The following is an 11,636-nucleotide window of genomic DNA, read 5'->3' as shown; positions in this document are numbered from 1 at the left end:
ATACGATTTGTATTTAACCAAAAAGTCTATTTGCAACCAAATTCATAAAGAACCTAAAAAAATAACTCATAATTAGATTTATGGGTTATTTTTTTACCTAATCTTTGCTAAAAACCGTATTTTTTGCCTATTCTATTTTGTATATTTGACATCTAAATATTTTTTTAATCTTTCTCATAAAAAAATCAAAATGAATTTTCCAAAGGAATTAAAGTACACAAAAGAACACGAGTGGATTCGCTTAGAAGGCGACATTGCAACAGTTGGCATCACCGAACACGCACAATCTGAACTTGGTGATATTGTTTATGTGGACATCACAACAGAAGGAGACGAAGTAGAAGCAGGAGATGTTTTTGGTTCTGTTGAAGCTGTAAAAACGGTTTCAGACTTATATATGCCCATCACAGGAACAGTAATAGAAGTAAATCCAGATTTAGAAGATGCTCCTGAAACGGTAAACTCTGACCCTTATGGCGAAGGTTGGATGATAAAAATTAAAGTTAATAATCCAGATGATGTAGCAGAGCTTATGTCTTCTGAAGATTATGAGGGAATAATATAATTTCGTTTTTTTTGGTCTAAACAAAGCCTTGACAATGCTCTATTATCGCATTATCAAGGCTTTGTTATTACTTCTTTACAGTTTTAGCTAGATATTTTCTTTCATTAATTTTTATTTCTAGTCCATTCAAAGATTTTTTCTCTTTTGCAGTCAGATGTTTAGAAATATCTACCTTTTGACTTGTGGTAGTTGGAGTTAATTCAAAAGATTTCGTCTTTCCATCCAAAAATACCTCAACAGGCATATTAAAATCTGCATTTCTATCCTTATTATCCTCATTTAACAGCCATTTATAAGATAAAAACACTTTTTTATCTTCCTTTATAATTTTATATTCTAGCATTGGAACATTCTTATTGGTAAGATAAAAGTTAAAAATAGAAGTTAAATTTCTGCCTGTTTTTTTGTTGAAAAATTCAATTACTTGCTCTGTATTGATGTGCGAATGTTTATAAGTCTGATAAAAATCTCTAATGGTTTGTATCCAAAGTTCATCATTTCCCACCACCGAACGCAAGGAATGCAACATCCAAGTTCCTTTGTAATACATATCTGCACCTAGCCAGTTGTTATAATTTACTCCCAAAGGAGCAAGAATAACATCTTTATTCATAATTTTTGGCTTTTGAGTGAGCAAATAATCTACTGCTTTTTCTTTGCCTTGAAAATATTCTACAAAAAGAGCTTCCGAATACGTTGTAAAAGATTCATGAATCCAAAGTTCTGCATTGTCGTCTGCACCAATGCTGTTTCCAAAATATTCATGTCCAGACTCATGAATGATGATAAAATCAAAACCAAACGGATTTAGTCTATAATTATTTCCATACGCCACACAAGACTGATGTTCCATTCCCCAGTACGGAGTTTCTACAAGTGCATAACCATCATTTTTAAAGGGATATTCTCCAAAAAAATACTCAAAAACTTCCAACATTGGCTTGACTTGACTTTCAAAAAACGGTTTTGCTTTCTTCTCATTTCCCTTAATTACATAATAATCTAATTTTAAAACTTCTTTTTCATTTTTGGGATTTGTTATTTCATTTTCTTCTATTTTAGAAATATATTTATCTTCAAAATGAACGTAATCTCCAATGTTTAAAGTCATATTATAAGAGGAGATTGAATAAGACGTTTTCCATTCATAGCCAAAATAATCATCATCTTCTGTGTTTTTATTGATAGAAATTAAATCGCCATTCGAAACGCAAAATAACTCTTTTGGCACTTCAATATACATTCTGACACTATCTGGCTCATCACTCAAATGGTCTTTTAAAGGAAACCAACTGCTCGCTCCCAATCCTTGACAGCTTACCGTAACCCACGGCTTTTCATTGGCTTTTGTATTCCACGTAAAACCTCCATCCCACGGTGGATTTACTGCATTTTGAGGTTTTCCATGATAAAAAACAGTTAAGATTTCATTCGTTTTATCTGTTTTTGACTTTTGAAGAGTTAATTTTGTTTGGTTTGAAAAAGTAACCCAAATTACATTGCCATCTCTTTTGTATTCTAATTTCTGATTTTGATACACAATAGAGTCTATTTCAAACTGCTCAAACAAATCTAGCTGCAAAACTGAATCTAAACTCGTATTTTGAAACGTAATGGCATTATATCCTGTAATAGACTGATTTTCAATATCAATTTTCAAATTCAAATCATAGTATTTTACATCGTAAGCTCGCTCTTTTCGCAGCGAACCACGCAGAGAATCTTGACGAGAAAATGTCATCTTTGCATGTTGGGCAAAAACAAAATTTGATTCACTTTGCAAAACAAATACTATTGCAAAAATTATATAAATTATTTTTTTCATTAGGTTATTTTTATGGTTAGATTTATCAATTCTCTATTTTTCATTGTCAAACGATAGTTTAGCGAAGCTAATTAATAAAAATGCCTCTACAAATTTTAGAAAAAACTCCCCAACATTTGGTTGCTATTTGGCAAATCACAGAAACTACTTCTTTTTTTGAAGACCAACTTCCAAAGGAAGACAAGGAATATGTAAATAGCAAGTATTCAGTAGCTAGTTCTAATGAAAAATTACAGCAAAGACAGATAGAAAAAAAACTGGAGCGTTTGGCCGTTCGTTTATCAGTCAAAACTTTGGTAAAGAAACTACATTTAGACTATACATTTTTAGACAAAACTCCAACAGGAAAACCTTTTTTGAGTGAAAATACAAATCTCAACTTGTCTATCTCTCACGATTTCCCTTATTGTGCAGCTATTATAGATATAGAAAAAGAAGTTGGCATTGATATTCAATCACAAGTTTCCAAAATCAGCCGAGTTTTTCCTCGTGTCATGAGCGAAAGAGAACAAAAAAACGCTCAAAACTTAGCTACTCAAACTTTGTTTTGGTCAGCCAAAGAAGCCTTGTACAAATATGCAGATATTGAAGGACTTTTCTTTAAAGAAGATTTGAATGTTAAGTTCGACAGTAAAAATCAACTGTTGGGACGAATCAAAAGCAATATACTTCCTACACAATGGCTTCCTTTATCGTATCACAATTTTAGCAATCCAAATAATGATTTTGTTGTTGTTTGGTTATGATTTCATTCCCAATTTTTCATAAAGTTCTGTGCCAGAAAGCTCTATAATGTCTCCAGATTGCATTTCTCCAAGCTCAATTCCTTCAATAGCAAAACGTACTAGTCTCAATGTAGGAAACTTTACGGCTGCTGTCATGTGCCTTACTTGTCTATTTTTTCCTTCTGTAAGAGTAAGAGAAATCCAAGAGGTAGGAATAGAAGCACGGTAACGCACAGGAGGATTACGTGGAGGTAGGTTTGGTTCACTAATAATTTCTGCCTTAGCAGGTTTGGTAAAATAGTCCTTCTTTTTGACACGAATTGTAATGCCTTCTTCTAAATGCTGAATCGCAGCTTTATGGATTTGTCCATCTACCTGTACATAATATGTGCGTTTGTGAGCAAATTGAGGATTTAAAAGTTTATGATTGAGCTTTTTATCGTTGGTCAGAATAAGAAGTCCTTCACTGTCTGTGTCTAGTCTTCCCACTGGATAAATGTCTTTTGGAAAATCGAAGGGCAAATCTGCTAGTGTTTCTTTGTCGCCCTCCTTAGAAAACTGACAAAGCATTTGATAGGGCTTATAAATAATGAAATAACGCATTTTATAGTGTTTTTTAAATCAGAGATGATAATACACAAAGGTAAAACAATCTTTTGCAAAATTGCGCTTTTGGAGAAGATGCCGTATATTCGCAGTTAGAATACACACATACCAAACAATTTTGTTAATCATTCCTTTTTACCATTATTATTTCAGAAAATTAGGAAAAGGAATTACTCATTTTTTAACTTGTTTTTACCAATCTCTTTATATGAACATATTAGTTTGCATTTGTCATGTACCTGACACAACAACAAAAATTAAATTTAATGGTACAGAATTAGATAAAAACGGCGTACAGTTTATTATTGGGCCTTATGATGATTATGCGCTTGCTCGTGCCGTAGAACTTAAAGATGCAAGTGGAGGAAAACTTACTGTCCTCAATGTAGGAGAAGCAGATACAGAACCTACTATCCGTAAAGCATTGGCTATCGGAGCAGACAACGCTGTTCGTATCAATGCACACCCTAAAGATGCTTATTTCGTAGCAGAACAAATTGCAGCGTATGCAAAAGATAAAAACTTTGATATGATTTTGATGGGACGTGAGGCAAGTGATTACAACGGTGGACAAGTACACGGAATGGTAGCTGAAATGTTAGATATGCCTTGTGTTGCACCTTGTATGACCCTTGAAGTAAATGGTAATGTTGCCAAAATGGGACGTGAGATTGAAGGAGGAAAAGAGTATGTAGAGTGTGAAATGCCATTTGTAGCAGGTTGTCAAGAGCCAATTGCAGAGTGGAAAATCCCTAACATGCGTGGAATTATGATGGCTCGTAAGAAGCCATTAGAGGTTATTGAACCTACAACAGAATCTGCTCCAACAGAAGTTGTTAATTATGAACTACCTGCAGAGCGTGGTAATGTAAAAATGATTGATGCAGATAACCTTGACGAGCTTGTAAGACTCTTGAAAGAAGAAGCGAAAGTTCTATAAATAAATTATCAATGATTAATTTTTAACGATTAATTAAACCATTTTATTTATTAGATAACTCTTTTGAACTTAAAAAATTCATATCAAAAACATTAAATTTAATAAAACATGTCAGTTTTAGTATATATAGAAGCAGATAATAATGCAGTAAAGAAGTCGTCTTTAGAGGCTTTAACGTATGCTGCAAAAATGAGTGCAGGTGATGTAACAGCTTTAGTTACAGACAAAGCAGAAGGTTTGGAAGACCTAGGAAAATATGGTGTAAAAACGGTTTTGCAAGTAAGTGATGACAAACTTTCTACTCGTCCAGTAAGTGCTATCGCTAGTGCTATTGCAGCAGCAGCACAGAAAGTAGGAGCAAATGCAGTAGTAATGTCTCGCTCTTCTACCGTAGATGCAGCAGCACCAAGAGTAGGTGTAAAATTAAAAGCAACAGTAGCTTCAAACGTTGTAGCTCTTCCTCAAACAGACAATGGTTTTGTTGTTCGTAGAGGTGTTTATACAGGAAAAGCATTTGCAGACACAAAACTAGAAGGAGAAATCAAAATTCTTACGATTGCTAAAAATGCTATCGGTGTAGAAGAAACAGGAAGTGGCGCAGCTACAGTAGAAGCATTTAGTCCAGAATACGGAGCTAAAGATTTTGCTGTTAAAGTAACTGATGTTAAGAAACAAGAAGGAGATATTTTATTACCAGAAGCAGATTTAGTTGTTTCGGCTGGTCGTGGACTTAAAGGTCCTGAAAATTGGGATATGATTGAAAACCTTGCTAAAACATTGGGTGCAGCAACAGCTTGTTCAAAACCTGTTTCTGATATGGATTGGAGACCTCACCACGAACACGTAGGTCAGACAGGAATCAAAGTCGCTCCTTCATTGTATATTGCAGTAGGTATTTCTGGAGCTATTCAGCACCTTGCTGGAGTAAACTCTTCTAAAACGATTGTAGTAATTAATAAAGACGAGGAAGCTCCATTCTTCAAGTCTGCTGACTACGGTGTTGTAGGAGATGCTTTTGATGTTGTTCCTAAGCTTCAAGCTGCTTTAGAAAAAGCTGGAATATAACAAGCACTATTAATAACAAAATATAAGTTATGATAGAAAAAAGACTGTCCGAAAAGGTCAGTCTTTTTTTATGTTGCTATTTTATATGTCTCATGTTTTTCATTCGGCACTGACCTTAATTAAGTGAAGTCAGTCTCGTTAGAGCGAACTAATAACTTTATCTAATCTTTTTTTTAAAACAATAAACGTTATCACAGTTAATTTTGTACACCAGTCTTCCAGACTGGTCAGTAAAGTCAAAAACTTAGTTTCTGACTGAAATAAAGTCTTTTTAATCTTTGTCGTCAGACTGGAAGTCTGACCTACACAAATAACTGTAATAACCTTTAATAAAAAGCCTATGTTTAATTTCAAATTCATGTTATCAAACAGAGTAAAAAGAATCCTCTTTCTTTGTTCTTAAACGACTTTGTAAGTAAATTATAGTGTATTTAGGCTGGATAATAGAGTAATATTTTTGTTATTTACATTTAGGTTTGTATTTTTGCTTGCTTAAAATAGGTAGTAGCAATAGAATTTTTTAATCATAAAATACTGTTTTAATAAGTCATATTAACTTATAGGCTTATCAACTACTAAGAAAAAATTAATTCACTTCATTTTTCTAAATTTATACGAATGGCTTATTTGTTCACTTCTGAATCTGTATCTGAAGGACACCCAGATAAAATCTCTGACCAAATCTCTGACGCTGTATTGGATGCAATGCTTGCTCAAGACCCAAAATCAAGAGTAGCTTGTGAAACGCTTGTAACTACTGGACTTGCCGTAGTGGCTGGTGAAGTAACAACAAAAGCGTATGTTGATATTTCTGAAGTAGCTCGCAAAACAATTCAAAAAATTGGTTACAATAGCGATAAATATCGTTTTGATGCTGAATCTTGTGGTGTTGTAGTTACACTTCATAGCCAGTCTCCAGATATTGCACAAGGTGTGGACAGAGAAAACGAAGACCAAGGTGCAGGCGACCAAGGAATGATGTTTGGTTATGCTACTAAAGAAACTCCTGAGTATATGCCAATGGCACTTGCTTTCTCTCACCGAATTGTAAAAGAACTTGCCAAAATTCGTAAAGAAGAATCTGATTTGATGCCTTATTTACGTCCAGATGCAAAGGCACAAGTTACTATCCAGTATGATGACAACAATCAGCCTGTTCACGTACATACAGTAGTAGTTTCTACTCAACACGATGATTTTGATACGGAAGCAAATATGCTTGCTAAAATCAATGAAGATGTGAAGAACATCGTTATTCCTCGTGTTATTTCTAAAGACTTAATTACAGACAATACTGTTTTCCATATCAACCCAACAGGAAAATTCGTTATTGGAGGTCCTCACGGAGATGCTGGTCTTACAGGACGTAAAATTATCGTTGATACGTATGGAGGAAAAGGCGCACACGGTGGAGGTGCTTTCTCTGGAAAAGATTCTTCTAAAGTAGATAGAAGTGCTGCTTACGCAACTCGTCATATTGCTAAAAACTTAGTAGCTGCTGGTATTGCAGATGAAGCTCTTGTACAAGTAGCGTATGCAATCGGTGTAGCAAAACCAGTTTCTCTTTCTGTTGAAACCTACGGAACTTCTAAAGTAGATTTGACAGACGGACAAATTGCAGAAAAATTAAACGAAATCTTTGATATGCGTCCTTCTGCTATCATTGAGCGTTTAGGACTTACTAACCCAATTTTCTCTCCTACAGCTGCTTACGGACACATGGGACGTGAATCGTATTCAGAAAAAGTAACTTTCTCTACTATCAAAACAGAACAGAAAGGAAATGTTACTAGCCAAACTACAACAGTAGAAGAGCGTGAAGTAGAGTTCTTTACGTGGGAAAAATTAGATTATGTAGATAAAATCAAAGATGCTTTTAAAAGCGCAATGAAAGCTGTTGAAGCATAATTTGTAATTATAGATTTTTCTAAAACCCTTTTAAATTTTATTTGTAAATGTTTGAAAGGGTTTTTTTTATTCAAAAAAATTATACTTACTCAGTATGAAAGAATACAAAAGAGACATTATCATAATTTTTAGTGCTTTTGCTTTGGTAATGATAGCTTCTATCATTTTTCGTATGTTCATTGGTAAAGCACTTTTCCATAGTATTTTCTCTGATGTCCTGTTACTCTTGATAACAGGAGTAGCTTCTTGTATCATAGCTGCTTCATACGCTGTTTTTTTTATCTTAAAGAAGAAATTTTTAGTTCAGTTTCGGAAGTCATACTCTATTATTTTTGCAAGTCTTTGTGTATTAATTTGTTGTTCGCTTGTCTATAATATTTATGAACATCAAGAAAGTATAAAAAAGTATGGAACTAGTATTGGCTATGATGGAACGCTTGAAGAAAGGCTAGAACACGGTATAAAAACAAATAAAAATTGGCAACAAGATAGTAGTTTGTTTATTAGTGACGCTAAAGATTCTGTCTTACCATCAAATATTCAAAAATTTCAACACATAAAATCTTTATATATTTCAGAAACAAATATCAAAACTCTACCCAAAGAACTATCAAAATTTCAGAACCTTACTAGATTGTCTTTATCAAATAATAAAATAGACACACTTCCAGAAGTTATCTTTGAATTGGAGCAGTTACAAGAATTGACATTAGGAAATAATAATCTCAAATACATTTCGCCCAACATAAAGAAGTTACAAAATTTAAAATTCTTGATTCTTTGGGGTCAATTAGTAGGAGGAGAATCTAATACAAACCTACCAAAAGAAATTGGAGAACTTAAAAATCTCACAATTCTTTCATTGTCTGTTCCAAATACCGATGCCCTACCCCAAAACCTCAAGAATGCAGAAAATATTTATAGTTTGACCCTTGCAGATACTAGGTTTGATGAGTTTCCACCTCTGATTTTTGAAATGACTAACTTAGAACATCTAACGCTATTTTTTGACTTTGGCACAATACTTCCACCTATTCCAGATGACTTCCAGAAGCTAACAAAACTAAAATCATTTACTATCAGAGGTTGTAATAGAACTCCTGAACAAAAAGAAAGGCTACAAGAATTATTACCAAGTTTAGAGATTGAATGGTAAGATGCCCTTTTTAATAACTTACCTTTAAAAAACAAACCCAGTCCGAACATCAATATAATCTGCTATATGTCCGTGAGAGAGAAGAGAAAATCCAATAAGATTAAAAAACACCTCACTTCAAGAAAAAGCAAGGTGTTTGTCTTATTCACTAAGATAATTTTTTATCTATTTCTTTACTACTCTGTGTGTAAAGTTAAAATCTTCTCCAATGATTTTTACAATATAAAGACCAGTCTTTAATTTTTGTGTAGGAAGTGTAATTTCCTCATTTCCATTTACAAAAACATTTTGACGAGAAACTTCTTTCCCTTGTGCATCAAACATACGAACTGTTACGTTTTGCGCCTCAACTACTGATAATTGAAGTGTTGCATTTTGGAAAGTTGGATTTGGGAAGATAGTAAACTCATTTACTCTACTTTGAATAGTTGTTTCTTCCTTAGTATTTCTAGTAGAAATTTTAGCTGTTCCAGTAACATTGATATGATAATCTTCTACTTCTCCGTAAGAAAATGTTTCACAAGGTGAAGAATTAGCATTGTATTTCATTGCCACACGCATACGAGTTGTTCCAGTAGAAGCCGTAGCAGGTACACTGATTGTTCCACTTACAGAACTTGATGTAGTTGCTGAGCGAGAAAAAGCTGTTTCTCCAGCATCGTCGAAATCTCCGTCTCTGTTCCAGTCAATAAAAACAGTGTAGGCTTCGCTATACGTACTACCAGCCCAAGATGGATAGATAGTAATGTTCTGACTGCTGCCTTTGCTTACTGTTGTGCTAAGGTTAGTATAATCTTTATATCCACCATTTGCACCAGATGTATTATCAATAGAACCAAAAACTACTCGGTTTAGCCACTCATCAGAAACTGAATTTCCTTTTGATGCACAATATCCTGTTGGAGCTGCCGTACTTCCTCCTCCTGTATCGCCAGTGCTTCCTCCACTGGCACTATGGTTTCCCAAGTAAGAGAATGTATCTTGTGGGTAGGATGTCCATTCAGAAGCTGTGTAAGTTGTATTTCCTTGTGTAACAGTAGATTTTCTAACTAAGGTTATGTCCTGTCCAAAAGTAGCTGAACTATTGAACACTCCTACAACATCAATTAAAGAGTTATTTTTGAAAAGTCCAACAGCATCGTTTCCATTGAAAGTAAGCGCACCCGAAGAGCTTACCAAATCAGCCTTGTTTTGTAAAGTAGTAGAAGCTGAAGAATAAACGATTACATACGTTTGTCCTGCAGCCAAGCTTCCACTCAAAGAAAGCGTAGATGACCAACTGCCTGCTCCATTAGCTTGTTTTTGAAGAGAATAAGCAGATAAACTTACTGATGAAGAAGTTGGATTATAAATTTCGATAGCTTTGTTGTTTGAAGAACCCTCAACGTATTCAGAAATGAAAAGCTCTGCTCCTGTTGGAGTTGTTCCTCCACCTGTGCTGCCACCTCCACCAGTAGAACCAGCTTGGATGTTTATAGTATAATCTTCTACTTCTCCATAAGAAAATGTTTCACAAGAAGTAGGGATTCCATTGTATTTCATCGAAACACGCATACGAGTTGCGCCTGTTGATGCTGATGAAGGAATTGTAATTGAGCCAGTAGCTGTGGCAGTAGAAGCTGCTTTTGAGAACACTAACTCTCCACTATCAGTAAAATCGCCATCTTTATTAAAATCTATCCAAACAGCATACCCTTCTGCATATTGCGAACCTCCCCAAGCAGGGTAAATAGTAATTGTTTGGTTTGCTCCCTGTGTAACACTTGTAGAAAGATTTGTGTAATCTTTGTACCCACCATTTGCACCAGATGTATTATCAATAGAACCAAAAACTACTCGGTTTATCCATTCGTCAGAAACTGAATTTCCTTTTGATGCACAATAAGAAGGAGTGGTAGTTCCTCCACCTCCACCAGTAGAGCCACCAGAAAGATTCCACGCTCTAGCAACAAGTTCTGGATAGTCAATATATGGATTACGGTCGCCTTGATATTGCTCAATTTTATTATTTCTGTCTATTTCATCTGCATCCACAGGGTCTTGTAAGTGCCATTGATACAAAACATCGATGTCTCCAACTTGGCTCATATTACCAGCTTGTGTCGGATACATTGTATAAAAGTAAAAAATTGCACGAGCTGTATTTCCTTTTTGGTCTTCACGAGGTTCAAATTTTTGTGCTGCATATTCGCTATACGCATCAATATTTGAACTTGGAACAGAAGTTTGTTGAGATGAGTTTACCATCCATTTTTCTGTCTGAGAATCATTGATTTCTGCAAAAGGATAATTTGAGCGAGTGCTGTTCCAGTTAGAATATGTAGGAAAAAGATGATGAATGTCTGAAACCATTGGGTCAGCCTTGCCAAAGAAGCTTTGTGGCACAGTATGCTCACAGTTGATAGGCATTGGATTTGTTCCTGAACCTCCATACGTCCACGGCTGTACAAAACCTGAATAAACACCTCTAATAGAGTTATTTTTGTTGTCGATGTAGTTGTACATATACATTCTTGCTGTTGAGTAGCCAAGCGTATTGTGCTTTCCATCGTGATAGTTTTGCTTCAACCAAGTTCTCAAAGAAGAGCCAGAAAGAGTAGAAGGAGGAGTTTGAGCTTCTACTGAAAAAGTAAAACAAAGAAAAATGAGTAAAACTGAATAAAAACGGAAAAGAGTATTTGTTGCCATTTTTGAAAAGGGAAAGGGAACTTTGTGAAATAAATTTTAATAAAAAAGGGGATATTCAAAACCTTTATATTTTAAATACGTTCAAAGCTACCTTCTTTAAATTAGCATCACAATCAAAAATTGGTTAGGATAGTAAACTGATTTTTGTGTAAGAATTT

General features: G+C 34.6%; 9 protein-coding genes. 6 read left to right on the top strand and 3 right to left on the bottom strand.

All coding sequences use genetic code 11. From position 1 onward, the window contains the following. Window positions 1-190 precede the first annotated feature (190 nt). Entirely contained in the window at window positions 191-565 is a 375-nt protein-coding gene (gene gcvH, locus QZ659_RS08465) for a glycine cleavage system protein GcvH (protein WP_291724861.1), read from the top strand. Between the two features lie 67 nt (window positions 566-632). Here gcvH and QZ659_RS08460 read toward each other — a convergent pair whose 3' ends face one another. After that, window positions 633-2,306: a M1 family metallopeptidase gene (locus QZ659_RS08460; protein ID WP_291724858.1), complete on the bottom strand. Its 1,674-nt coding sequence runs from the start codon at window positions 2,304-2,306 to the stop codon at window positions 633-635. Between the two features lie 164 nt (window positions 2,307-2,470). On the opposite strand from QZ659_RS08460, the gene QZ659_RS08455 reads away from it, so the two are divergent. After that, complete coding sequence (locus tag QZ659_RS08455) at window positions 2,471-3,136, top strand: 4'-phosphopantetheinyl transferase family protein (RefSeq protein ID WP_291724855.1); 666 nt, start codon at window positions 2,471-2,473, stop codon at window positions 3,134-3,136. Here the strand turns inward: QZ659_RS08455 and QZ659_RS08450 are convergent. Then, window positions 3,131-3,718, bottom strand: coding sequence for a pseudouridine synthase (locus QZ659_RS08450; RefSeq protein WP_291724853.1), 588 nt, complete (start codon window positions 3,716-3,718; stop codon window positions 3,131-3,133). The genes QZ659_RS08455 and QZ659_RS08450 overlap by 6 nt on opposite strands. Before the next feature lie 211 nt (window positions 3,719-3,929). Between QZ659_RS08450 and QZ659_RS08445 the strand changes: the two genes are divergently transcribed. The 4 genes from QZ659_RS08445 to QZ659_RS08430 all read left to right on the top strand — a co-directional run bounded on the left by QZ659_RS08445 (window position 3,930) and on the right by QZ659_RS08430 (window position 8,790). Beyond that, complete coding sequence (locus tag QZ659_RS08445; RefSeq protein WP_291724850.1) at window positions 3,930-4,661, top strand: electron transfer flavoprotein subunit beta/FixA family protein; 732 nt, start codon at window positions 3,930-3,932, stop codon at window positions 4,659-4,661. A 108-nt stretch (window positions 4,662-4,769) separates the two neighbouring features. Continuing rightward, on the top strand, window positions 4,770-5,726 hold the full coding sequence (locus tag QZ659_RS08440; RefSeq protein WP_291724847.1) for an electron transfer flavoprotein subunit alpha/FixB family protein: 957 nt from the start codon (window positions 4,770-4,772) through the stop codon (window positions 5,724-5,726). A gap of 618 nt (window positions 5,727-6,344) precedes the next feature. Beyond that, complete coding sequence (metK, locus tag QZ659_RS08435) at window positions 6,345-7,634, top strand: methionine adenosyltransferase (RefSeq protein WP_291724844.1); 1,290 nt, start codon at window positions 6,345-6,347, stop codon at window positions 7,632-7,634. Between the two features lie 94 nt (window positions 7,635-7,728). After that, on the top strand, window positions 7,729-8,790 hold the full coding sequence (locus QZ659_RS08430; RefSeq protein WP_291724842.1) for a leucine-rich repeat domain-containing protein: 1,062 nt from the start codon (window positions 7,729-7,731) through the stop codon (window positions 8,788-8,790). A 165-nt stretch (window positions 8,791-8,955) separates the two neighbouring features. Here QZ659_RS08430 and QZ659_RS08425 read toward each other — a convergent pair whose 3' ends face one another. Then, window positions 8,956-11,478 carry a GEVED domain-containing protein gene (locus QZ659_RS08425; RefSeq protein ID WP_291724839.1) on the bottom strand — a complete coding sequence of 841 codons (2,523 nt, stop codon included), beginning with the start codon at window positions 11,476-11,478 and terminating at the stop codon, window positions 8,956-8,958. Between the last annotated feature and the right edge of the window lie 158 nt (window positions 11,479-11,636).

Origin of the sequence: Bernardetia sp., assembly GCF_020630935.1 — a bacterium.
Lineage (GTDB): Bacteria > Bacteroidota > Bacteroidia > Cytophagales > Bernardetiaceae > Bernardetia.
This window is presented reverse-complemented; position numbering and strand designations above follow the sequence as displayed.